This is a genomic window from Candidatus Tisiphia endosymbiont of Mystacides longicornis (genome assembly GCF_964031095.1).
Classification (GTDB): Bacteria; Pseudomonadota; Alphaproteobacteria; order Rickettsiales; family Rickettsiaceae; genus Tisiphia.
In genome coordinates, this window is record NZ_OZ035004.1 from 198,970 (window position 1) to 223,941 (window position 24,972).

Consider the following 24,972-nt stretch of genomic DNA (forward strand, 5'->3'; position numbering starts at 1 on the left):
TTTTAACTAAATACGATTTAATGCCATATACAAAGGATTAATCCAATTATCAGGATGTCCTGGATATTGTTGTAATATTTTTTGATATATTTTTAATTCCTCAGCTCTACAGGATAAAATCTTGATAATACCAATTAAGCTTCCTATACTTAATTCCACAGCAATAGATTGATCGTCTTGGTTTATTAAGAACATTCTAGAAGTAATTGTAAATTTCGATAATTTCTTTATTTCTGATTCATTTAATCCTAAAATTTGGTCTAAATATTGCAATTTTATTTCTGATGGTAAAATAATTTTAGTGTCTGTTAAGTCTAACCAATTTTGTAACACCCTAGTTTTTATCGATTGCAAATAACTAAAATTAAAATTACTAACCATGATCCCATTATTTTTCATTAATCTATCAGAAATCATTTCTGATATGTTATCAAAATTTTCTGGTCTATACAAGGAATCAAGACTATCTATTACTAATATTTTTGGACTCTTCCCTGTAATAGTTAAATGATAATTAAAAGCATATATTAACCCTACACATAAACTATTATGCTTAGTTAAATTCATTGAGAATGCTTCTAAAAGTTTTCTATCTGTTGGATAAAAACGTTTAATAAAGGATTTTTCAGAAAAAGAATATAAATTAAATCCTATTATATTACCTTCGGATAAAGGAAATTTATCACTATCAAATATACTATCATATAATCCGCCTTCTGCATAATCTGTTAATTTTAGTTTAATTAACTCTCCACCTTCTATTGAAAAATCGATTACTTTTAAAATGGATGAAAAATTACGATCCTTATTATCTAAACTATGAATTTTATCGGCAAAGATTTCTAGAAAAGCTAATTCAATTTCGGTTAGAGGATAAAAAGAATGATTACAAATTATTTTAAGAAATTCAACAATAAAATTTCTTGATTCTAGAGTATCATCTAGTATAAATGGATTTATTAGATTTTTTTCCTTTTCAATCCACTGCCCTTCAATTGATTCAACAAAAATCTTTGAATCATTATTGTTGGAAAGATACAATATTGTTGGCTTATACTTAGTAGCTTCAGAAATCAAAAAATTTGTTAATACGGTCTTGCCAGTGTTAGCTGTACCAAAAATACAAACATTTCCTCTATTATTACTTTTAGCATGAAAATTCATAAAGTAAGGCGTTCCTTTTTCCGTTCTAAGCAAAGTTACCGCTTTACCCCATATGTTATTTTGGCTTCCAGTTGGAAAATTATGTAATGAAGCTAAGGCAGCTGTATTTTCAATAATTGTTGGGGCTAACCTTCTAATATAGGAAAAGTTGCCTGGAAGTTGTGCCCAAAATGTCGATTCTAAGTTTATATCTTCTCGTACATGAACAATTCCAATTTTAGCAAGTTCCCTAGATGCCTGGGCAATTGATTGATCCAATTTGTTCAAGTCCGATCCTATAATAGCAATGGAAATTTGTTGTTTACAAAATTGGTTTGGAATTGAAGCATCAAGATTCATTATCTTATCTATTCCTGTAATCTCAGCAAGCTTAGCATCCTTACTAACTTGTAAAATATAGGCCTGTTCTTCAAATGCTTTAGATACTTCTTTTTTATCAACGAAATAAAATATTTCTGTTGCTATTAATTCTACAGGTAATTGTAGGAATCCATCAAGGGCATCCGATGATACTTCTTGATATTCCTTTATTGAAATAATGGATGCAAATTTTTTACCATGTTGACTTATTACTTCAATCTTATCATTACCAACTGCATATTGATTAGAGGCTAAAGCATTAGATAAATTGGCAATCGGCACTAAACAATATTCCTCGTTAAGATGGACTATTCTGCGATATAAAAACATCAGATCAGAGTAAGATTCCTCTCTTTCAAATCTTATTCCTAACTTTACTGCACCAAAACCTTGCAAATCCAAAAGTATTGTATCAACAGTACTATTTAGTATTTTAAAAACACTATCTAAGTAGTTATTTTGGTAATTGATAAGTTTATCGAAAGACAAAGAAGTTATTAAAGAGTTTAAGTCTTTAACTTTAATGTTATCAGAATCATAAATTATTGAAATATATAAAGTATTAACAAATTTATCATCCCAATAATTCTTTTGTTGCCATAGATTGTGAATATTAGCTGGTAACAATTTATTGTACGGAGTTGTGTCATCTAAATTTGTCTTACGCCGTACCGTATGTATCCAGAATGCAAAACTTTTATTATGAACATTTTTCTTGATAGCATTACGCACTACCTCCCGTAAATTGAATAACTTATCACTGATATTTTCTGCATTAATACCATTTATTTGGATAGTTTGAAGCAATTCCCCATTCTTAGTTAACAAAGTATTTTCATTATAATGACAAGCAATTGGAATGAAATTCTCTGCAGAATTATTATACAAATCCTTATCAATTTTCCTCGAATTGCTAGTTATTTTGAACACCAATGATACCTATTAAATAAACATATATTACTTATATTCTTTTGTTTTTAACATAACTTACCTTACGCATAAACCCCATGACAATTTAAAAGTTTCGGAACGTCATTGCGAGACCACGTAGTGGACGAAGCAATCCACATTCATTAGATTGCTTCGTCGCTACTAAAGTAGCTTCTCGTAATGACGCCAAGCTATTTTCTATATGACTTTCAAATGTCATGCGTAAGGTGAGTAACATAACTATCTTAATCTCTCATACTTAACATTTAGTAGCATGAATTCGCTCTAACCCACCCATATAACTCACTAAAACATCTGGAACCGTTATTGAGCCATCTGCATTCTGGTAATTTTCTAGAATTGCAATTATTGTTCTACCAATTGGTAAACCAGAACCATTTAACGTATGAGCAAAAGTAGTGTCGTTGCTACCAAATTCTTTATATCTAGCTTTCATCCTTCTAGCTTGGAAATCTCCACAATTAGAACAGCTTGAAATTTCACGATATAAATTCTGACCTGGCAACCATACTTCCAAATCATAGGTTTTCTGAGCAGTAAACCCCATATCCCCAGTACAAAGCAACATAACTCTATATGGTAAATCAAGTTTTTTTAGAATAGTCTCAGCAGCATTAGTGATATACTCATGTTCACATTTAGACTCTTCTACAGTAGTTATTGTGACCAATTCAACTTTACCAAATTGATGCATACGTATCATACCTCTAGTATCCTTACCACTACTCCCAGATTCTGATCTGTAACAGGGGGTATAAGCAACATAACGTATAGGTAATTCTTCCCTAGCTATTATAGTATCAGATACCATATTAACAAGAGGTACTTCGCCTGTTGGAATTAGCCTGTAATTATTCACCGTTTCAAACGAATCTTCTGCAAATTTTGGCAATTGACCACTATTATACATAGCAATTGGTCGTACTAAAGATGGAGGAGATAATTCAATAAAACCAAATTCCTCAGTATGAGTATCAATCATAAAATTAATCAATGCTCGCTCTAGCTTTGCTAAATCTCCTTTGAGAGTGACAAATCTACTACCAGACATTTTCGCAGTACGTACAAAATCCATCATCCCTAAACTCTCACCAAGCTCAAAATGCTGCTTAGCTATTACTGGGGATGCTTTGGTGGTAATATCTCCAACTGTTCTAATCAGTTTATTCATACTTCCATCAGTACCGTATGGTACGTCATCCTCAGGAAGATTTGGCAGTACTTCCAGCATATCGTTGAGCTGATGATTACTATTTAATTTTAGAGTCAGTTCTTCTAATTTTTCATTTATATGATCCACATCACGCTTTAGTTCTTCAAATTCCTTACTAGTCTTGTTAGGCATATTACCTAAAGATTTAGATTTTTTCTTTCTTGCATGCTGGAATTGTTGAATGAGATTAGTTAACTGACGCTTGTTTTCATCTAGTTTAGTAATTTTATCGGACATTGGGGCAATCCCTCTTTTGATAAGTAAATCATCAAATTCCTGTTTATTTTCCCTAATCCATTTTATATCTAACATCTAATTTCCTCGGTTTTCTACAAATTTACACATAATAACTGAAGTTTCATATAATAAAAGCATTGGTATTGCAAGGGCAAATTGGCTAAGTACATCTGGTGGAGTCAAAATACCAGCAATAACAAAAATAATTATTATAGACCATCTTCTCTTGTTCACTAAGTCTTTTGCTGTTAATATTTTTAATAAATTTAATATTAGCATAATAATAGGCAATTGAAAGGCTATACCAAAAGCAATAATTAGCTGAATTACTAAATTTAAATATTCGCTAACTCTAGCTTCTAGAATTAGTGGAATAACGACATTATGATCTTCAAAGCTCAAAAAAAATTGCCATGCACGCGGCATAACAAAGTAAAAAACAAAGACACCCCCACACCAAAACAAAATAGGTGCCATAAAGAGGATAAAAGCCGCATATTTTTTCTCATGTGAATATAGTCCAGGTTTTATAAACAAAAAACATTCTATGCTAATAATTGGTATAATCATGATAAAAGAAACAAAAGCCGCAAGTTTTATGTAAGTAAAGAATGCCTCAGTAAGACCAGTATAGATCACTCTTCTTATATTAGCATGACTTAATTCTGCAAGGGGTTCTAATAAAATATTATATATCTCACTGCTAAAATAATAACAAATAATAAAACCAATAATGAATGCAGCAAACACTCGTAAAAATCTAGCTTTTAGCTCTAAAAAATGTTCTTTAAAGGTATATGATTTCATAAATTAATATATTGCTGTAAAAGTTTCGCTATCGTAGGTATAGTCAATTGAGGAGAAATTGGTGACGTCATCGCTCAATGCTCACCTATTACTTATAGGAGTCAGTTTAAGAAAATAAAGTAGAAAAGTCGTAATTGCGAGCCACCGTAGGTGGCGTGGCAATCCATTTTTAATCACTTTTCTGGATTGCTTCGTCGACCTTACGGTCTCCTCGCAATGACGGTTTTTCAATTATTATTTTCTTAAACTAACGCTTATGCGTCGCTCCATCGCTCCTACTATCCAATCCTCCTGTATTGACTATAGCCTCCTGGGAGACCACCTGCAATAACTAAAGTAACTCTATATTCGGCTCTTTTTGGTTGCAAAAATACAATTAATTAGTCATCTTTTTCTAATTCTTGCGACAATACTTCATCAAGTTCTTGCCTGAGTTCTTCAGGAAGTTTTTCTACTTTATCAGGATATTCATTAGGTTGTGACTTTTTTAAGACATTTGTAGTATCAATAATCTCTGATTTTATGGGTAATTTAATGGATTCTAAACTATTTTGTGGTAGAGTTTTTATAAAATTCTTACTTAACTGATCTAGATAGGGAGTAGTCGTGGATTCTTTAAGCCATTCTGGATATTTATCAATAGTAGTATTTTGTATAACATCTTTTAGCGTTTTTGCTTGTAGATAACTGCCAGAAAAGAAAATTGTTAGGACTAGAAAGAGGAATAAACAAATAATCATACCTCTAAATACGCCAACGCCTAGACCCAGAGTTCTATCAACGACTCCGCCACTTATAAAGGCAATCATCAAAAGAAATTTATGGGTTAAGAAAGAGCATACACTCCAAGATATAATATAGGAGATACTCCCAGAGCTAATTACTAACGCAATATGGTTAATAAAATATCGACTAATGACCTCATTAATATATGAAGATAAGTAATAGGCAAGAATAATTGAAAATATAAAGCCAAGTAAGCTAATAGTAACTTTTGCTAATCCCCTATAAGCTCCGAGCATTGAGGAAGCAGTAATAATTGCCAGTATTGTTATATCAAACCAAGTAAACATTAGACTTTTTAAAAAATTACTTTAGGTTTAGCACAGGTATAGAGTATATTTAATTAGACTTCCTAGATAAGTCAATCGAAAGTCTTTTAAAAATTTTATTGAATAGGTATAATTTAACACTATATGTATCTAAAAGCTAGTATATTAATATAATATATAGACTAAATAAATTTAACAATACAATAAATATTATGAATGAAAACAATAAAATTTTTGATAATTTGTCTGGTAAGGTTTTGATAGCTACTCCTTATATGCTTGATGGTATATTTAATAAATCACTTGTTTATATGCTATCTCATACAGCAGAGGGAGCGATGGGCTTAATTTTCAATAATTTAGTGAATCATATAGAAATAAAATCGTTCTTTAAAATATCTGATGATCAGGTAGGTAATATTATGATGCCTATCTATTTGGGAGGACCAGTTGAGCATGATCGTGGTTTTTTCTTACATTCTGATGACTATAATGAGAATTTATTATTGAAGTTTCAAAATCATTTAGCAGTTAGTTCTAATCCTCAAATCCCTCATGATATTGCTTCTGGTAATGGTCCTAAAAATAGTTTATTTATTATTGGCTATACTTCTTGGAAAGCAGGACAGCTTGAAGCAGAGATTAAGGATAATTTGTGGATAATAACAGATTGTGATAAAGATTTTATTTTTTCTGGTCGTCCAGAGCATAAGTGGCATAATGCCTTGCAAAATCTTGGCATCAAAGAATCGCACTTTACTTCACGAATGGGTAATGCTTAATATTATACTCACCTTACGCATGGCATTTAAAAGTCATATAGAAAATAGCTTGGCGTCATTGCATCAGCGTCATTGCGAGAAGCCACTTTAGTGGCGACGAAGCAATCTATATGTGAATTGCCACGCTCACGTACGTTCGCTCGCAATGACGCTTTGTACTTTTCCGAAATTTTTAAATTGTCATGGGGTTTATGCGTAAGGTGAGTTACTAAGTTAGGAAATGAAAAAATAAGCAATACCGTAAAAATAATGAAAACAGCTATTAGTGGAGCAAAAAAATCTGTTATATTATAGATATAACCAAATTTGGAATAACTATAATAGCTTATAGGAGGAGACTTTGACGTGGATTGTTTTTTGTATAGTGATTGTAGGTTTATTAATCTATGATCTTGGTTTTGCTAACAAAGAAAATAAGGTATTAACCTTTCGCCAAACCATTTATTTTAGCCTTTTTTACTTAATTATAGCATGCCTTTTTGGTGTTTTTATTTTCTTTGATATGGGAAGAGAAAAAGCCCAAGAATATTACACTTGTTTTTTTATAGAAAAAGCCATGTCATTGGATAATATTTTTATTATTTTAATGATTTTCCAGTTTTTTTCTATTCCCTTGATCTATCAACATCGAATATTATTTTTGGGAATTCTAGGTGTCATAGTGTCTAGAGCTATAATTATATATTTAGGGGTCATTGTTATCTCAAAATTTTCTTGGTTATTATATGTTTTTGCAATTATTCTTATAACTACAGGTATAAAAACTTTTTATCTATCAAATAAAAATTTAAAAGTGCAAGAATCGTCTATTTATAGAATTCTACAAAAATACTTTAGCATTACCCCCAAAATCTCGGGTTACAAATTTTTTGTTAAAACTAGCAAAGGTATCAGCATTACTCCTCTTTTTGCATCATTAATAATGATAGAAGTTATGGATATTGTGTTTGCCATTGATAGTATACCAGCAATATTTGCTATCACTAAGGATCCTTATATAATTTATACTTCTAATATTTTTGCCATATTAGGTCTGCGTGCCTTATTCTTATGCTTAGCTAATGTTGTTAAGCAATTTAGTTATATAAAATATTCGCTAGCATTAATATTAATATTTATTGGTATAAAAATATTCGCTGAACATGTTATTGATATTCCATCTTATACTACACTGGCTATGACAATTATTCTTTTGTCTCTTGGCATTATTATCTCTATTATTAAGAAAAGGCGTATGTAATTTGGTTTATTAATATTGTAAAGAATAAAATTAATAATATTATATCCCTTTAAATGCGGAGATTTATAGGCAATGCTAAAATCTTGTTTATTTTCCACTGGCATAAAATATATTTTTATGCTAGAAGTTTGAAATTGTTGTATCGATTTATTCGAAATTTAATTTATGTTATGAGGTTCTAACTATGGATGAAAATATTGCACAAAATACTGTCGATCAAGATACTATCGAACAAGATATTATTGAAATTGTTGCTAATACATTAAAAGTAAAAAAAGATTTAATCACCCCTGAATCTAGATTTGTTGAGGATCTCAAAGCAGATAGTTTAGATATAGTTGAATTAATGATGGCAATAGAAGCAAAGTATAAATGCGATATACCAGATGATGATGCTAGTAAAATTCTAACCGTTGCTGACCTTATACAATACGTAATACATCATAAAAACAAATTAATCATAAGCTATAATTATGTCAACTAGAAGAGTCGTTATAACTGGTATTGGATTAGTCACCCCACTGGGAGTTGGGGTGAAACCATCTTGGAATGGTATCATAGAGGGGCGTAGCGGTATTAAGGCAATTACCGGGTTTGATACTTCTAACCTTGCTTGTAAAATAGCTGGTATTGTGGATCATTCAACTGATAGCGGCTTTAATCCGGAAAAATCTATTGACCCTCGTAATGTACATAAGATGGATTTATTCATCCAGTATGGTATCGCAGCAGCTACTGAAGCAATCGAGGATAGTGGGTGGCAAGTACAAGATGAATTATCAGGAGATAGAACAGGTTTAATACTCGGTTCAGGAATCGGTGGACTTAAGATGATCGAAGAGACGTCAGTAAAGTTTCATAAAGAAAATAATGGCAAAGTTAGCCCATTTTTTATTCCAGCCTCATTAATTAATCTCCTTTCAGGTCATGTTTCCACTAAATACGGATTTACTGGGCCAAATCAAGCAGTAGCAACAGCCTGCTCCACTGGGGCTCATGCCATAGGAGATGCTATGCGGATGATTCAATATGGTAATGTGGATGTTATGATTGCTGGCGGAGCTGAAGCGCCGGTTACTCCGGTTGGAGTGGCGGGATTCGTTGCTGCAAGGGCGTTATCTACTAAATATAATTCTACCCCTGAAACTGCATCAAGACCCTGGGATCAAGAACGTGATGGATTTATAATGGGGGAAGGAGCTGGAGTTGTAGTACTGGAAGAATATGAGCATGCTATTAGTAGAAATGCTAAGATTTATGCTGAAATTGTTGGATATGGTTCTACTGGAGATGCTTATCATATGACTTCCCCTCACCCTGATGGAAGAGGTGCTTATAAAGCTATGTTTAATGCTCTTAAAGATGCAAAAATTGATGCAAGTATTATTGATTATATCAATGCCCACGGGACTTCTACCCAGGTTGGTGATACTATTGAGTTGCTAGCTGTCCAAAGATTATTTTTGGATGCCAACCCGAAAGTTCTTATGTCGTCAACGAAATCATCTATAGGTCATTTGCTCGGAGCAACTGGTAGCGTAGAGTTAATATACTCAATTCTTGCCATACAGGATCAAATTGCTCCACCAACTCTAAATTTACATAAACCGATACCAGAAGTAAAAATAGACTTAGTTCCTTTAGAAGCTAGAAAGGCAAAAATTAATTACGTACTTTCTAACTCATTTGGCTTTGGTGGAACTAATGCAAGTTTAATAGTTAAGAAAATATAATAAACTATATTCAATGGCGGCATCTTTAAATTTTATAACTTCTACTTTATTATTTTTCCAAAATATGTTATAATCAATGTTGTGTTATCATCTTTAGTATAGTGAGTTTGCAAAAGAACTAATAGTTAATTCAGTTGACTATAATCTAAGTTTTTATAATGGATAAGGAGTAAGCATGTCAACATCATCTGAATTTAAAGTAGGAGAAAGAATTGTATATCCATCTCATGGAGTTGGAGAGATAATAAATGTAGAACAGCAAGTGATAGCTGGTACTGATATTAGAGTTTATGTAATATCGTTTCCCCAAGACAAAATGATTCTAAAAGTACCTGTAAATAGAGCAACTATTTCGGGTCTTAGAAAACTTGTTAGCAAAACTGACCTGACTATAATATACTCAACACTTCAGGGTAAAGCTAAGCAAGGTAATAGGATGTGGAGTAGAAGAGCACAAGAATATGAAAGTAAAATAAATTCTGGCAATATAGTAGCTGTGGCAGAAGTGGTGCGAGATCTCTACAAAAACGTTGATAGTGATAGGTCTTATAGCGAAAGAACAATTTATGAATCAGCATTAAATAGACTCGCTGGGGAACTTGCTATTCTTGAAAACATAAATCCTGATGAGGCAATTAATAAATTAATTGAAGTATTGAAGGATAAACTCGCTGCATAACGATATAGTCAATTGATGAGAAGTTGGGGACGTTGTCGCTCAATGCTCGCCTATTACTTATAGGTATAGCTCCTAGCCCCAAATTCCCCTGAATTGACTATAATCGGATTTATAACGTTGCTAATTCAAGTTAATTCACTATAGAATCGCTAAGTACCAAAAGACTATTGTTGATATTTATAGAAGATAGCATAGAATATACCAAGCAATAAATTGTTTATGAGTCTTTAATTTATGTTACATGGGTCTATTAAAAATAATAGTTTTGTTTCTGTACCAGGAAAACAGCATCCATTCCATCTTGTCGATCCCAGCCCTTGGCCCATTCTGACTGCATTTGCCTTATTGCTTTTAGCTATTGGTAGCATAATGTTTATGCATCAATATCGATTTGGAACATATGTTTTTGGAGTCGGTATTCTTTCGGTGATTTTTTGTTTATCTTCCTGGTGGAGAGATGTAATTAAAGAGGGATTAATTGGAAAACATCATACTGAGCCAGTAAGAATTGGCTTAAGGATAGGTATGGCATTATTTATCTTGTCAGAGATAATGTTTTTTGCAGCATTTTTTGGATCCTTTTTTAACGCAAGTCTTTTTCCTGTAGGATTGCTAGATGGTGTATGGGTAGTAAAGCCTGGTATATGGCCTCCTGCATCTATTCAAACATTTGATCCTTTTGACATCCCTTTTATTAATACATTGATTCTTTTATTATCTGGTACAACAGTAACATGGGCACATTATGCTGTTGAGGAAAATAATCAGAGAGATTGTGTAACAGCTCTTGGTTTGACCATAATATTGGGGATATTTTTTAGTTTAATGCAAGCTTACGAATATCATCATGCAACTTTTAAATTTAAAGACGGTATCTATTCTTCTAATTTTTATTTAGCAACCGGTTTTCATGGTGTTCATGTAATAATTGGCACTATATTCTTAACTGTTTGTTATTATAGAGCACGAAGAGGTGATTTTGTTAAAGGCAATGGTCATTTAGGTTTTGAATTTGCCGCTTGGTACTGGCATTTTGTCGATGTGGTATGGTTGTTTTTATTCACTTTTATATATGTTCTTGGAAAATAAATTTTAAAATTAACTAATTTGTAAAAATTACGACTAAAACAGCACGCAAGGCTTTATTTTTTGGCTATTCTTTAGCTAGATTAGCCCCATCCGTAGATTAATCCTTGAATTGTAAAAAGCTAGCATATAGAATCAACGACATGTCTAATAATTCGTTAATGAGGTAAAATATGAATGTTTATAGACCATATTTGGAACAATTTGATAGTAACTTTGTCTGGCGTTTGTTGTTTGTTCTTTGCAGCGTTGCTCTGATTATTGCCGCATCAGATGCTTTTGCGAATGGTGCTAATAATGCTGCTAATAATGCTGCTAATACTACTTCTGATCCTGTAGGGGCTGTGTTGTGTAATATGATTAGAATATTTCGTGGAAATACGGCTCGTGGTATAGCAGTTATTGGTATAGTTGTACTAGGAATTCAAACTCTCAGAGGACAATTAAAATGGGAAGTTGCACTGGTTATTGTGACTGGGGTTATAATATTGTTTAAAGCTCCTGACATTATAAATATGGTAGCTGGTACAGCCACTGAGGCAGAAAAATGTGTATAATAGTAGCAAGTGGTACAGCATAAAAACGTCATTGCGAGCAATAGTGAAGAACGACGAAGCAATCCATGAGAATTAAGATACATCAAGACTATATGGATTGCTTCGACCATTACATGGTCTTGCAATGACGTATATGCACCCCAAACGTCATTGCGAGGAGTGCTAAAGCACGACGAAGCAATCCATAGGTTGTCATTCCTACATACTATGGTCATTCCTGCGTAGGCGGGAATCTATAATACCTCAGGGTATTTTTAGATCCCTGCTTTCGCAGGGATGACCATAGTACCCTACAATTTTTTATTTATTTCCTTATGATGAGTAAAAAAGCTGACTGCTAAGAGTCATTGCGAGTAGCTACTTTAGTAGCGACGAAGCAATCCATGAGAATTAGTATAGATACATCAAGACTTATATGGATTGCTTCGTAGGCTCACGCCTCCTCGCAATGACGTTTTTATGCTGCTTAATACTTATAGAATAAAAATTGTAGGGTATGGGCTATAAGTCTCGTTTAGAATTATACAAACTACTCTCCATATATGGCTAAAACAGCACATAAACCTTTATTCCTCAGTAATTCTTTAATTAGATATTCCGCTTTATATTAAATCCTTGAATTTTAAAAGGCTACAGTATAGAATCAGCTGCATGTTTAAATAATTCATTTAACGAGGTAAAATATGAATACTTATAGACCATATTTGGAACAATCTGATAGTAACTTTGCCTGGCGGTTACTGCTTGTTCTTTGCAGCGTTGCTGTAATTATTGCGGCATCAGATGCTTTTGCGACTGCTAGTGCCGATCCAGTAGGTACAGTGTTGTGTAATATGATTAAAATATTTCGTGGAAATACGGCTCGTGGTATAGCAGTTATTGGTATAGTTGTACTAGGAATTCAAACTCTCAGAGGACAATTAAAATGGGAAGTTGCACTGGTTATTGTGACTGGGGTTATAATATTGTTTAAAGCTCCTGACATTATAAATATGGTAGCTGGGTCAACTGATGCAACATGTGGTATCACAGAGATTGCTAAATAGATAAAAAAGCGTTATCCACAGTATCGTTTTAGCTCTAGCGGCTCTCCAACAAAATCTTATTAGCGGGGAGCCGCTTTTGCTAACCTAAAGCAATATAGGAAAACTTATAGTATTGACATAGCTATAGTTAATTTTCACTTTCTCGCATTTTCTTGTGATATAAAGCACCAAAATCAATCGGATCAATCATCAATGGCTGGAACCCTCCATCCTGCGTTACATCCGAAATAATTTTTCTGGCAAATGGGAAAATCATTGCTGGACAGTGAATTGCTAATATCATCTGGTGTTGATCTTTCGCTATATTAATCAGGTTAAAAACCCCTGCATATTTTAGGTCTACTATAAATAGCTTATGTTTTTCACTCATTGCTTTAGCTTCTATACTTAATTCTACCTCATAAAAGTTTTCTTCAGGTAAATTAGAAATATTAAGGTCTAGGAACAAATCAATTTGTGGATTACGTTCCAAAGATACTAAAGATTTTGGAGCATCTGGATTTTCAAAAGATAAATCCTTTATGTATTGGGCGTTAATAGCGATATGTGGCATCTCTTGTTGATTAGAGTTCATAACAAATAGTCCTTTTATATTAAAATTTTTAAGTTATTGGCAAGGTAACACCTTGCTGTTTCATATATTTCCCATGACGATCAGCATAAGATGTATTACAAATTTGATCGCCTTTTAAAAATAAAAATTGACACGCTCCTTCATTAGCATAAATTTTTGCCGGTAATGGAGTAGTATTAGAAAATTCTAATGTTACATGTCCTTCCCATTCAGGTTCTAATGGTGTTACGTTAACAATTATACCGCATCTTGCATAGGTTGATTTACCAACACAAATAACTAATACATCTCTTGGAATCTTAAAATATTCAATTGTTCTTGCTAAAGCAAAACTGTTTGGTGGAATAATACAAACATCAACCTCTCTATCTACCAAGCTGCATTCAGTGAAATTTTTGGGATCAACTATTGCCGAATTGATATTAGTAAATATTTTGAATTCTTTTGAGACTCTTGCATCATAACCATACGACGATAAACCATAAGAAATAATCCTCTCTGAGTTATTTAATTTAACTTGCGTATCGGTAAAAGGTGCAATCATATTACGTTCTACAGACATTTTTCTTATCCAATTATCAGACATAATGGTCATATATAATTACACATAATTATGGTTAAGTTTCCGAATATAGTCAATTCAGGAGAATTTGGGGCTAGGAACGATGGAGCGACGCCTATAAGTAATAGGCGAGCGACGAGTGACGACGTCCCCAACTTCTCATCAATTGACTATAAATCTAAATAATATAGTAAAAAGTTAGAAGCACTAAGTGTTTTTAGAATATTTTTTTTTAAAAATTTCAGCCATAGTAAATTAGCAAGACCAGTACTCGGACTCAAGATTATTTACAATGGCTGTAATATAAGGTTATCATTTTTCTTTAAATGCTCTAAACATAGTGTCAGTAATAGGATCAAGTAGATATCTTAGAAGAGTTCTTGTGCCAGTGACAATTTGAACTTCCACCTGCATGCCAGGATGGAGTTCTAACTTTCTAGCTTTTGCAATCTTATTAAATTCCTCCATATCAATCTCAATTATAGCAACGTAAAAAGTCTCTGGAGTTTGTTGTGCTTGAGTTCTGTCTTGGACAGTGTCAGGAGATATTCTAACGACTTTACCAGTAAATAATGGTGTTGTTCTAGATTTAAAAGCACTAAAGCGAATCTTTGCTAACAAACCTTCATGTACTGAATCTATGTTTTTTTGTGGAACTTTTGCCTCTATTATCAAAGTATCATTAGTTGGAGAAATTTCTACAATCGGAGTAGTGTTGTTAGGAATTACTCCGCCTATTGTATGAAAGTGCAATACATTGATAATACCATCAACAGGAGACGTAATAACTGTACGACTTAATGAGTCCTTATAAGCAGTAAACTGCTCTTTTAGATGAGATACTTGTCCTTGAGCATCTTTTAATTCAGTCAGAGTATCCTTTGTATATTTATTCTGTAGGTTAATAATACTAATCTCACACTCTATAATAGTATGTTTAGTAGCCGCAATGTCACTTTCTGTCATAGCTATTTCACTTTTAAAGTTAGCTTCCTTAGCTTCAATTTCCAATAAAGCAGCTTTATTAGAAAAACCTTTATCATGTAATGTATTTATTGCTTTTAAACGATCCCTAATAACTTCTAGACTTTTGACATTGGCAATCTTTCTAGCTTGCATACCTTCAATTTTTTTATTTAATTGCTCGATCTTTTGATGCAAAGCATTTTTCTCACTTTTATACATTTCCTTTTTGGAATAAAATAAGCTTTCTTGAGTATGTATAACCCTTGCTACTTCAGGTAGATCCATGGCATCTGTTAATAATTTGGGAAACTCAATTTTGTCTTGATTATCTCTCTCAGCCACCAAGCGACTTTCTGCTGCTAAAGCGTGCCTATATTGGCTTAAAGTAATTTCGTACTGCGATTTAATTTTTGTATCTTCCAACTTTATTAATTTATCACCCGCCTTGACTTTATCGCCTTGTTTAACAAAAATATTAGCTATAATTCCACCCTCCTGGTGATTAATTATTTGCTTATTACTATATGTTACCAGAACGCCCGATGCCCCAGCCGCACTATCAAGAGGAGCAAAACTTCCCCATATTCCTCCAACTAACACAAAGCAGATTATTATAGCTACTCCAAAGAGAATTGGAGCTCTAGCAGTTTGTACTACATCATTGCGATCAACATCATTATTTTTGGTAACAAAATTAACAAAACGATCAAGATAATATAATGTATTCTGAATTGTCTTAGAAATACCTACTACTATCTTTTGTGATAGAACACCCCCCTTTGTTTTTTTCGAGTGTATCAAATCATTTTGTAGCGATAAGATCTGTTTAAGTTGCTCTGCTGTAAATGTCGGCTTATTAGTTGGCTTTTCTTCCATAATACTTAAAACTTTATTTGTTAATGTGAATTGCACCGTTTTGTAACAGTTTAACTCGATTTTGCAGCTCTTCTTGAGTACCATAAAGAGCTACGGCTCCATCTTGTAATACCAATATCTTATCTACCACTGATAATACAGAAGGTCTATGAGAGATAACAACTACAGCAATACCCCTAGCTTTTGCTTGCTTTAAAGAATTTGATAAGGCTATTTCACCCGCCTCATCAAGATTAGCATTGGGCTCGTCTAAAATAATTAATTTAGGATTACCATAAAATGCTCTAGCAAGACCAACACGTTGTTTTTGTCCACCAGAGAGATTAGAGCCAGCTGTTCCAATATCCGAATCATAACCATCTGGTAATCTTAAGACCATTTCATGAGCTCCAGCAATTTTAGCTGCCTCAATTACTTTTTCTGGATCAGCATTTTCAGCCATCCTAGCTATATTCTGTTTTATGCTACCACTAAATAATTCTATCCCTTGTGGCAAATATCCTACATGCTTACCAAAATCTTCTCTATTCCAGCGATAAATTTCCCCGCTATCAAGTCTAACAGTTCCTGATGCGGCTTTCCATACCCCAACTAGAACTTTAGCTAAAGTTGACTTACCTGCAGCAGAAGGTCCGATAACTGCTAATACTTCTCCAGGCTGAACAGCAAAAGATACACCCTTTAAAATATATCTTGGTACTGGAGGTTGTGGCATATATGGAGGGACTGGAAATGAATAATAAATATTTTCTACAGTTAAATGTCCTTCAACATTTGGAATTGGCATTGCTTCTTCTCTTGATTTATAAGAAGCAAATAACTGATTGATATTTTTATAAGATTTTATGGCACTACTCATACTTTTCCATAACTCAATAGCATTATCGAAAGGAGCTAGAGCCCTCCCAACTATAATAGAACTCATAATCATACCACCAGTAGTCATATCTCTTCCTGAAGTACTAACAACCACATAAGCACCAATACCAGTTACAAGCATTTGCATAATATTACGAATAAATCTGGAAAAGTTAGAGATAGCACCATTACGATAACTAGCAATGGATTGTTTCTCCAAAGCAGCAATATTAAATTGATGCCAATTTGCCGTGACATTTTTCATCATCCCCATAGCTTCTACAACTTCTGAATTCCTATTAGCAATATCAGCTTGGGTCATACCCTTTATCGAGAATTCAGTAGCCTCACCAAGAGTTCTATTAGTTGCGGCAGCATTAAAGAAAGCTGTAGATACGATAATAATAGCACCAACTAATGTTAAAATCCCAATATATGGGTGAATTAAGAAAATTACTACTATATAGACAACACTCCAAGGGGCATCAAATAAAGTGTTAATACCAGTACTAGTTACAAAAGTTTTTATTGTTTGAAAATCACGAAGTAATTGGCTAGCACCAGTATTAGTACGAGTTGCAGCAGCTGAAATAGAGTGACCAAAAATTACAGGAGCAACTGTTTTATCCAGCCATTCCCCAACTTTAATTAAAGTGAATGATCTAGCAATTTGTAATAACCCATAAATAAAATAGATTGTACCAATAATAATGGACAACCACATTAATGTCCATATGTTACCACTTCCTATAACTCGATCAAGAACTTGTAATGAATAAAGAGGGGTTATCAACATTAATAAGTTAATAACAAACGCGAAACCAAAAACTATCCAAAAAGCAATCTTGCACTTTTCAAGAGCACTATTTAGAGGGTTTGCTACTTGAGTTGCTAATGCACTATTATTTTTCATATTACCATTATTATATCATATTATTTTACTATATAGTTAGTAAAAATTATATTTTTTGCAATATTTACTAAACTCAAATTATATATACAATAAATAATATATACAACTTCTTTATTAAACTTAGGCTCTGTCAAAAAAATTTAGATGACTATTTCTATCTAACAAATCTTTATCTTGACAATTAAAACAGCCCCATACTTTACTAAATAAAGTATATGTTGAATAGTTAATATATCAATTTTTTTTAGGATTTCAACTATCTCAGTACATAAATTAAAAATTGCCTGAAAATCTAGGAGATTGCTCGAAGGAAATTTGAATATATCCGAGTCACAACATCTATCTTTAAACGTAAAGTTTATCATTCCCGCACACTATTATCATTCCCGCATAGGCGGGAATCTAGACCTCTACTTTCGCAGGGGTGAAACAAGTCAAGCAAGAACGCCATCCTGTTCGCGAGACAAATGGATAGACGCTATTCGGATTAGCTATAGATTTTTACCTTTGTCTGGAGATAAAATATCTATAGGCACAGGATCACATCCGCCATGACAAAAAGGATTGCATCTGACTATTCTCTTAATAAATAACCATAATCCTTTAATATTACCATGTATCATTATTGCTGACTTAGCATATTCTGAACATGACGGATAAAAACGACAATTGACCCCAATTAGGGGAGATATAAAAAATTGATAAAACCAAATAAATATAAGTAATAAATTAAAGCGACGTTTTATTTTGAGCATATTTACCTAGCAAAATATGTTATAGCTAACCGGATTTAACCCATAGCAAACTGATATTATTGCACATAAGCGTTAGTTTAAGAAAACAATAATTGAGAAATCGTCATTGCGAGGAGACCGTAAGGTCGACGAAGCAATCCACATTCATTAGATTGCTTCGTCGCTACTAAAGTAGCTTCTCGCAATGACGCCAAGCTATTTTCTATATGACTTTTAAATGCCATGCGTAAGGTGAGTTAAACTGATGCCTATGCGTTATTGCGAGCTATAAGCTCTATCTTTTAATAAATCAGCTATTACCTGATAAGATTTAATAGCTTTTTCTGGATCGCTGGCAATCATTTCTGCCCCAAGTTTCTCATTATTATTCATATTCCATAAACGACAATTATCAGGGCTGATTTCATCTGCCAACATTACCATAAAGTCTTCACCATTAAACACTCTACCAAATTCGAGCCTGCATTCAACAAGTCTTATACCAATACCTGCAAATAGTCCACTTAAAAAATCATGGGTTCTGATGGCTTGATGCTTCACTTCATCAATTTCTTGCTTATTTAACCAACCAAAATTCAGTATTTGATGCTCATTAATTATAGGATGCTTTAATTCTCTGCTTCTAACTCTAAAATCGATAATTGGGTGATCGAATACATATCCTTCTTCCATAGAGAAATCTTTTACAAACCTGCCACATGCTACTGTAGAAATCGATATTTGAATGGGAAAAATATCCACAGATTGTATTAATTGTTCACGCATATTCATTTTTTCAATTAGGTGATTCTCTATCCCCACCATATCGAGCTTACTCATTATAAAGGATGAAATATTATTATTCAGTACTCCTTTACCTGAAATATCAAAAATCTCACCATTTTCTAAGGTAATTTTGTCAGTAAAGGACATAATAAAAGCAAAATCTTCTTGTGACTGATAAAGCGCTTTACTTGAACCTTGATATAATTTTTGTTTCATTGGAAAAATAATGTCAAAAAAAGAGATTAAATAAATATTTTATGCTAATCCAGCTAGCAGCAATTGCTATAACAGCTATAATAAGACCAACTATAGAGACTATAAACCCCAAAAATATAGTTAATCCATCTCGATTTAAAAGACCTAATGTCATTATAGTAATACCAAGTGCAGGCACAGCATTGGTTAAAGGTAAAGGTATTGATATGGTAATAGCACAAATCAACGATATTAAACCAATAAATTGTTCGCAATATATAGAAGATGCAAAACTATATCTTGGTCGTATATATTTTTCTACCAATTTAATTTTTGGCACAATCTTGTTACTTATATTGATAAGTATATCATTGCTAATTTGATAATTGTTAATTTTAGATGGTAAAAAAACCTGTCTAAAACCAAGCAACATCTGCATAGATAAAATGATTAATGGTATCCCTACTATAGTAGTAAAACCCGGAGGATACGGTAGAGGAATGGCAATTGGTATGGCAAAGAAAAGCATCATTAATAGAAGACCATTTTCATGAAAGTCAATTAACAATTCACTGATTTTTGTCTTTTTTTTCTTTTCTTTTTGTCCTAGTTTGCAAAAAATACTAGATACCTTGGCTCTATCTAGTTGTTTATTTTTTGCAGTAATATTAAACATATTCACTTAAATTTTTTGTAAGTTATACTATAATTTTAGATTATTAAGAAATATAGTCAATTGATGAGAAATTGGGGACGTCGTCCCTCATCGCTCCTAGCCCCAAATTTTCCTGAATTGACTATAATCCCATCAATGGTTTTCCTAAATTCTGAAAAGCTATAGCTGAAATGTAACACAATTGGAATAGATTTAGCAAAGAATATTTTTTATAATTATCAAGCTTTGCAGAGATGCAAAAAATGATAAAATATGCTATTCTAAAGAAAGCCTAAACATTGGTGCTATGAATTAACTATACTCTTATCCTTAGATAATTAGTATATACTAATTATGATATGCACTAAGTATTTTATGAAAAATATTTTTATTATTTTTATTCAGGTATTTTCTATTACTTAGTTAGAAGGTAAATTGTCATTCTCGCCCACTATTGTTATTCTCGCGTAGGCGTGAATCTAGACCCCTGCTTTCGCAGGGGTGTCATTAAGTCAAGCAGGTATGACATAAAACAGGATCAACTAATATTTGCAATAAAAATTAAAAAAAAATTACTAACAGCTATTAGTGCAAAGAAAATTTTTAGTATAATAATCATACAAGAATTAATGAGATTTTTATGATTACACTACTTGCTTCAATAACGGGCTTTATTAGCTCAATTATTCCAGAAATTTTAAAAATTCTAAAGGATCAAAATGATAAAAAACATGAGCTTAATCTTTTAGATCGGCAAATTGAAAGCCATAAATTAGGGAATACCAAACTGCTCTCAGAGCTTAACACTTCCAAAGACATTGCGGAGAATAATACTTTATATTCAACATATAAATCAGGCATTAATTGGGTTGATGCCTTAAATGGTTCAGTTCGTCCTGTTCTGGCATATAGTTTTTTTATTATGTATGCCTATGTCAAATATGTGCAATATAAAACTATACAAAGTACGGCAATCCTTGTGGAATATCTTGATGTTTTATGGAATATAGACGATCAGGCTATTTTTGCTGGCATTATTAGCTTCTATTTCGGACAGCGTATGTTTAATAAATTATGGAAACGTAAAATGTAATGCAACATATTATTTGTATATTGTGACATAATATGCTACAATACTGCCTAAGAATTTTATTTAATTAAAAGATTAGATATATGCTAAAAAGAATCGTTTGGAGTATTTTCTTTGTTCTAATTATATACCCAATTATACTTTCATGCTTGGTTGTAAAATACTATGCTAGCTATAAGATAGGTCTATTTGAGATAAGTTTGTTCATAGCTGGCTATTACGGCTCTAATATTGCTGTTGGTGTTGGATTGCATCGTCTATGGTCGCATCATGCCTTTAAAACAAATAAGGTGGTGGAGTTTATTCTTGTTATGATGTCAGCCGCTACTTTCCAAGGACCAGTCTTATCTTGGGCATCAAATCATTATAAGCATCATACTTATACTGATAAAGATCAAGATCCGCATAGCCCATTAAAGTTTGAGAATAGAATTTTAGGGTTTTTATGGTCACATGTTGGATGGATGATCATTGATGGAAGCTATAAGTCCATTGACCGAGTTACTATGGTTAAACTTGGTAAAAATAAATTGCTGAGATGGCAATTAAAGCATTATTGGCAAATTTCTCTATTTATGAACACTATAGTACCCGCATTAATAGGTTATTTGATTGGTGGTACTATCATCTCTGCTTATGCTGGGTTCTTGTTTATTGGTATGGGTAGAGCATTACAACAACATGCGACTTTTTGCGTTAATTCTCTATGTCATTTTGTTGGTAGCAAGAAATATTACAAAGGTACTGCCGGGGATATTTGGTGGATGGCATTATTCTTATTAGGTGAAAACTGGCATAATTTCCATCATGCATTCCCATCAGATTACCGTAATGGTGCTAAATGGTATCATTTTGATGTCCATAAATGGATAATATATGTGATGAGTAAATTAGGGCTGGCTTGGAATTTAGAAGTTACTCCTGAAGTTAGGATACAAGCGAAAGTGAATGAGACTAGTAAATACCTAATAGAGGGAAGAAAGCAACAATTAAGTTTACTGCAAGATAAAATTAATCAGTTGGGAGAAAGAATATATGTAAAACTTAACGAGCTTGAAAATTCTTCTATATCGATTAAAGTGCAATTACAAAAATCATTTATAGAAATTCAGGAATCACTGAAAAAGCTTGCTGAACAACTACATTCATCAATTCAGTTAACAGAAGAGTCGTCAGAGCGATTACTAAAAATTGCTAGTAAAAAAATTAAAGATCGTGAGATGGCAATTTATAGATTATATAATGAACTAGATAGGAAATATGTTAGGAACTAGATAAAATTGAAACAACAAATAATAATAGAGGGGCGATGCCAGACTTGACATCTATTGAAAATATGAGCTTTGAAGCTGCCTTAGCAGAATTAAAAGAAATTGTAAAAAAAATTGATACTGGTGAGGAAAGCTTAGATTCATCGATTAGTAGCTTTGAAAGAGGGGTGTTACTAAAAGAACACTGTGAAAAAAAGCTACAGGCGGCTAGATTGAAGATTGAAAAAATCACTAAGCAAGCAGATTCGGCTATTATTATAGAAAAGATAGAGCTATAGTTTATAGTACCTAAGTATTATAAACAGCATAAAAACGTCATTGCGAGCTGATGTATCCCCACGAAATTGTTGCAAAATAGCAAGAATTGATAGAATATCATCATTATTTAATGATGATAGAGATAGTAGGTTATGGATGTAAAAACAATATTAAATCGAAGTAATAAAAGAACATTGTCCTTTTATACATAATAATCGTTTAAATGCGTTACTTGATGTTGCAGGAGGCTTGACAGTAAAAGATAAAAAGATTTATTCGTATTTTATCCTTGGGAAATTTATTATTGAATTTAATTATTTGCATACCATAAAACCATTGCTAGAACCCCTGGCATCTATTATAAAGACGGAGCTTTGTCGTGCTTAATTTCGTGGGGATACATCAGATTGCGAGGAGCCACTTTAGTGGCGACGAAGCAATCCAAAAATGTGGATTGCCACGACCACTACGTGATCTCGCAATGACCTCTTGTACTTTTCTGTAATTTTTAAATTGCCACGGAGTTATGCGTAAGGTAAGTAATAGGCAAGGATTGAGCAACGACGTCACCAACTTCTCATCAATTAACTATATTCTAATTTTCAACAATTGTGGTCTTATAACATCTTCGCTAATATACACCAGTTTGCTGTGAATAAATACAATCGGGTTAGTTATATAATTTGTTGGAGTTAAATTGAAAATGCACTATCATCGTGACGTTGCTAAAAGAGTTATATTAAAAGAATCTGCCGCACTAATTGAATTATCTAATAACATTCCAAGTAGCTTTGATAATGTAGTAGATCATATAATTAATTGTAAAGGTAGAATTATTTTAACTGGTATAGGAAAAAGTGGTTATATAGCCCATAAGATAGCAGCGAGTTTTGCTTCTACTGGTACGGCTGCTTTTTATTTGCACCCAGCTGAGGCTAGCCATGGCGATCTTGGAATGGTAACTGAAAGTGACTTAGTTTTCATGTTATCTAATTCAGGAGAGACCAAAGAATTATTTGATATAATGAAATATTGTAAGCGATTTTCTATAAAGATAGTTGCCATGACTATGAACGTCAACTCTACTATAGCAACCAATAGCGATTTTTTATTATTAATACCACGAATTAATGAAGCGTCTTATATAGCCGCTCCGACAACCTCTGCAATAATGATGTTATCCCTTGGAGATGCACTCACCACTTCTGTACATGAAGCTCGAGGTTTTTCTGAAGATGATTTTCGACTATATCATCCTGGAGGAAAGATTGGAGCTAATCTTATCAAGGTGGAAAGTTTAATGAGGGTAAAAGATCAGTTGCCATTAGTATATGTCGATACTTCATTTACGGATACTATATTAGTTATGAACCAAAAAAGCCTTGGATGTGCGATAGTAGTAAATAAAGATTTGAGTTTGGTTGGTATTATAACAGATGGAGATTTGCGTAGACATATTAATGATCAAATAAATATGAAATATGCACGTGATGTAATGACTGCTAACCCACAACAAATTTCTTCCTCGAAATTAGCGGGAGAGGCTTTAGGGATGATGAATAGTAAATCAATTACTAGTATACCGGTAACTGAAAATAATATAGTTATTGGTATTGTTCATATCCATGACTTACTTCGGGCAGGAATTAGTTGATGAATGTCCATGATAATGTTGGTAGTATTATGGTTAAAATTCCCTTCATAGATAAAAGTAGTAGTGCTATCATTTTATCTTATAGACGTTTAATTAATCTATCAAAAATCTTGTCTTTTTTAGGTCTAGCACTAACCTTATACTTAATTTATATCAATTTTAATCCCATTAATAATAATTTAGAATCAATTGAAAATAATACCGAAAATAGTGCTTTTGCTCCAAATGATAAAACAAATTATGAAATAAAAATTTTAAATTCAACTTTCAAGGGTTTAAATAAAGACTTAAATCCTTACCAAGTTAATGCTGTGCAAGCATTTAGGACTTTAGATAATAAATATGCATTAGAAGAAATTAACGCTAAATATAAAATAAATGGTAATAACCTATTAGTAATCAATGCAAAAAATGGTATATTGAATGAGAATAGTCATATGTTAGAATTAACAGAGGATGTCCAATTTTTTTTAGGGGAAGGCATATTAAAAGCACAAAAAGCCCAACTAAATTTACTAAATAAAGAAGCATTTGGTAAAATGGGCGTGATATTGTTCTATAAAAATTGTGAAATTACTTCTAATAAATTTAGTTCCACAAATGATAATAATATTATAAATTTCAAAGGTAGCGTATCAACGATTATTGATGTATCAGATTTTTAGCACAATTT

25 protein-coding genes and 1 pseudogene are annotated in these 24,972 nt (G+C 32.6%); 15 read left to right on the forward strand and 11 right to left on the reverse strand.

Annotated elements, in window-relative coordinates; all coding sequences use genetic code 11:
* Positions 1-6 precede the first annotated feature (6 nt).
* The 4 genes and pseudogenes from ACQH6S_RS01130 to ACQH6S_RS01145 all read right to left on the reverse strand — a co-directional run bounded on the left by ACQH6S_RS01130 (position 7) and on the right by ACQH6S_RS01145 (position 5,805).
* Entirely contained in the window at positions 7-2,445 is a 2,439-nt protein-coding gene (locus tag ACQH6S_RS01130) for a VirB4 family type IV secretion/conjugal transfer ATPase (protein WP_425360868.1), read from the reverse strand.
* 268 nt (positions 2,446-2,713) lie between these two features.
* Positions 2,714-4,000: a serine--tRNA ligase gene (gene serS / locus ACQH6S_RS01135; RefSeq protein ID WP_341748532.1), complete on the reverse strand. Its 1,287-nt coding sequence runs from the start codon at positions 3,998-4,000 to the stop codon at positions 2,714-2,716.
* Positions 3,978-4,732, reverse strand: a pseudogene (gene tatC / locus ACQH6S_RS01140) (twin-arginine translocase subunit TatC). Before tatC ends, serS begins: the two are co-directional and overlap by 23 nt.
* Before the next feature lie 380 nt (positions 4,733-5,112).
* A complete protein-coding gene (locus tag ACQH6S_RS01145; RefSeq protein WP_425360755.1) occupies positions 5,113-5,805 on the reverse strand; it encodes a CvpA family protein in 693 nt (230 codons plus the stop codon).
* 191 nt (positions 5,806-5,996) lie between these two features.
* Between ACQH6S_RS01145 and ACQH6S_RS01150 the strand changes: the two genes are divergently transcribed.
* The 8 genes from ACQH6S_RS01150 to ACQH6S_RS01185 all read left to right on the forward strand — a co-directional run bounded on the left by ACQH6S_RS01150 (position 5,997) and on the right by ACQH6S_RS01185 (position 12,907).
* The gene (locus ACQH6S_RS01150) at positions 5,997-6,566 is read left to right on the forward strand and encodes a YqgE/AlgH family protein (protein WP_341748533.1); all 570 of its coding nucleotides are present in this window, start codon (positions 5,997-5,999) and stop codon (positions 6,564-6,566) included.
* A 340-nt stretch (positions 6,567-6,906) separates the two neighbouring features.
* Positions 6,907-7,806: a TerC/Alx family metal homeostasis membrane protein gene (locus tag ACQH6S_RS01155; protein WP_341748534.1), complete on the forward strand. Its 900-nt coding sequence runs from the start codon at positions 6,907-6,909 to the stop codon at positions 7,804-7,806.
* Between the two features lie 184 nt (positions 7,807-7,990).
* On the forward strand, positions 7,991-8,290 hold the full coding sequence (gene acpP, locus ACQH6S_RS01160) for an acyl carrier protein (protein ID WP_425360756.1): 300 nt from the start codon (positions 7,991-7,993) through the stop codon (positions 8,288-8,290).
* The gene (gene fabF / locus ACQH6S_RS01165; RefSeq protein ID WP_425360757.1) at positions 8,280-9,539 is read left to right on the forward strand and encodes a beta-ketoacyl-ACP synthase II; all 1,260 of its coding nucleotides are present in this window, start codon (positions 8,280-8,282) and stop codon (positions 9,537-9,539) included. Before acpP ends, fabF begins: the two co-directional genes overlap by 11 nt.
* A 175-nt stretch (positions 9,540-9,714) precedes the next feature.
* Positions 9,715-10,218 carry a CarD family transcriptional regulator gene (locus tag ACQH6S_RS01170; RefSeq protein ID WP_094648864.1) on the forward strand — a complete coding sequence of 168 codons (504 nt, stop codon included), beginning with the start codon at positions 9,715-9,717 and terminating at the stop codon, positions 10,216-10,218.
* Positions 10,219-10,452: 234 nt separating this feature from the next.
* A complete protein-coding gene (locus ACQH6S_RS01175) occupies positions 10,453-11,307 on the forward strand; it encodes a cytochrome c oxidase subunit 3 (protein ID WP_425364620.1) in 855 nt (284 codons plus the stop codon).
* Positions 11,308-11,477: 170 nt separating this feature from the next.
* On the forward strand, positions 11,478-11,861 hold the full coding sequence (locus ACQH6S_RS01180) for a TrbC/VirB2 family protein (protein ID WP_425360759.1): 384 nt from the start codon (positions 11,478-11,480) through the stop codon (positions 11,859-11,861).
* Between the two features lie 683 nt (positions 11,862-12,544).
* Entirely contained in the window at positions 12,545-12,907 is a 363-nt protein-coding gene (locus ACQH6S_RS01185) for a TrbC/VirB2 family protein (protein ID WP_425364621.1), read from the forward strand.
* A 127-nt stretch (positions 12,908-13,034) separates the two neighbouring features.
* On the opposite strand, the gene secB is transcribed toward ACQH6S_RS01185, so the two are convergent.
* Both secB and dcd read right to left on the reverse strand, forming a co-directional pair.
* Entirely contained in the window at positions 13,035-13,481 is a 447-nt protein-coding gene (gene secB, locus ACQH6S_RS01190) for a protein-export chaperone SecB (protein WP_341748538.1), read from the reverse strand.
* 28 nt (positions 13,482-13,509) lie between these two features.
* Positions 13,510-14,076, reverse strand: a complete 567-nt coding sequence (dcd, locus tag ACQH6S_RS01195; protein WP_425360761.1) for a dCTP deaminase — start codon at positions 14,074-14,076, stop codon at positions 13,510-13,512.
* Between the two features lie 18 nt (positions 14,077-14,094).
* Here dcd and ACQH6S_RS01200 point away from each other — a divergent pair, with 18 nt between their 5' ends.
* Positions 14,095-14,229: a palindromic element RPE2 domain-containing protein gene (locus tag ACQH6S_RS01200; RefSeq protein ID WP_341748539.1), complete on the forward strand. Its 135-nt coding sequence runs from the start codon at positions 14,095-14,097 to the stop codon at positions 14,227-14,229.
* A 126-nt stretch (positions 14,230-14,355) separates the two neighbouring features.
* Here ACQH6S_RS01200 and ACQH6S_RS01205 read toward each other — a convergent pair whose 3' ends face one another.
* From ACQH6S_RS01205 to ACQH6S_RS01225, 5 genes are all read right to left on the reverse strand, one after another.
* The gene (locus ACQH6S_RS01205) at positions 14,356-15,885 is read right to left on the reverse strand and encodes an HlyD family type I secretion periplasmic adaptor subunit (protein WP_425360762.1); all 1,530 of its coding nucleotides are present in this window, start codon (positions 15,883-15,885) and stop codon (positions 14,356-14,358) included.
* Between the two features lie 13 nt (positions 15,886-15,898).
* Positions 15,899-17,656, reverse strand: coding sequence for a type I secretion system permease/ATPase (locus ACQH6S_RS01210; RefSeq protein ID WP_425360763.1), 1,758 nt, complete (start codon positions 17,654-17,656; stop codon positions 15,899-15,901).
* A gap of 491 nt (positions 17,657-18,147) precedes the next feature.
* Positions 18,148-18,411 (reverse strand): membrane protein insertion efficiency factor YidD, encoded by a 264-nt coding sequence (gene yidD, locus ACQH6S_RS01215; protein ID WP_425360764.1) that lies wholly within the window; start codon positions 18,409-18,411, stop codon positions 18,148-18,150.
* A 255-nt stretch (positions 18,412-18,666) separates the two neighbouring features.
* The gene (locus ACQH6S_RS01220; RefSeq protein WP_094648856.1) at positions 18,667-19,392 is read right to left on the reverse strand and encodes a phosphoribosylaminoimidazolesuccinocarboxamide synthase; all 726 of its coding nucleotides are present in this window, start codon (positions 19,390-19,392) and stop codon (positions 18,667-18,669) included.
* A 13-nt stretch (positions 19,393-19,405) separates the two neighbouring features.
* Positions 19,406-20,047 carry an exopolysaccharide biosynthesis protein gene (locus ACQH6S_RS01225; protein ID WP_094648855.1) on the reverse strand — a complete coding sequence of 214 codons (642 nt, stop codon included), beginning with the start codon at positions 20,045-20,047 and terminating at the stop codon, positions 19,406-19,408.
* Between the two features lie 619 nt (positions 20,048-20,666).
* On the opposite strand from ACQH6S_RS01225, the gene ACQH6S_RS01230 reads away from it, so the two are divergent.
* From ACQH6S_RS01230 to lptC, 6 genes are all read left to right on the forward strand, one after another.
* Positions 20,667-21,119: a hypothetical protein gene (locus ACQH6S_RS01230; RefSeq protein WP_250311086.1), complete on the forward strand. Its 453-nt coding sequence runs from the start codon at positions 20,667-20,669 to the stop codon at positions 21,117-21,119.
* 80 nt (positions 21,120-21,199) lie between these two features.
* A complete protein-coding gene (locus ACQH6S_RS01235; protein ID WP_425360765.1) occupies positions 21,200-22,390 on the forward strand; it encodes a fatty acid desaturase in 1,191 nt (396 codons plus the stop codon).
* A 35-nt stretch (positions 22,391-22,425) separates the two neighbouring features.
* Positions 22,426-22,665, forward strand: coding sequence for an exodeoxyribonuclease VII small subunit (locus tag ACQH6S_RS01240; RefSeq protein WP_094649286.1), 240 nt, complete (start codon positions 22,426-22,428; stop codon positions 22,663-22,665).
* A 506-nt stretch (positions 22,666-23,171) separates the two neighbouring features.
* A complete protein-coding gene (locus ACQH6S_RS01245; protein WP_425364622.1) occupies positions 23,172-23,300 on the forward strand; it encodes a hypothetical protein in 129 nt (42 codons plus the stop codon).
* 48 nt (positions 23,301-23,348) lie between these two features.
* Positions 23,349-24,299, forward strand: a complete 951-nt coding sequence (locus ACQH6S_RS01250) for a KpsF/GutQ family sugar-phosphate isomerase (RefSeq protein ID WP_094649287.1) — start codon at positions 23,349-23,351, stop codon at positions 24,297-24,299.
* On the forward strand, positions 24,299-24,964 hold the full coding sequence (gene lptC, locus ACQH6S_RS01255; RefSeq protein WP_425360766.1) for an LPS export ABC transporter periplasmic protein LptC: 666 nt from the start codon (positions 24,299-24,301) through the stop codon (positions 24,962-24,964). The genes ACQH6S_RS01250 and lptC overlap by 1 nt, the downstream gene beginning before the upstream one ends.
* Positions 24,965-24,972: the final 8 nt, after the last annotated feature.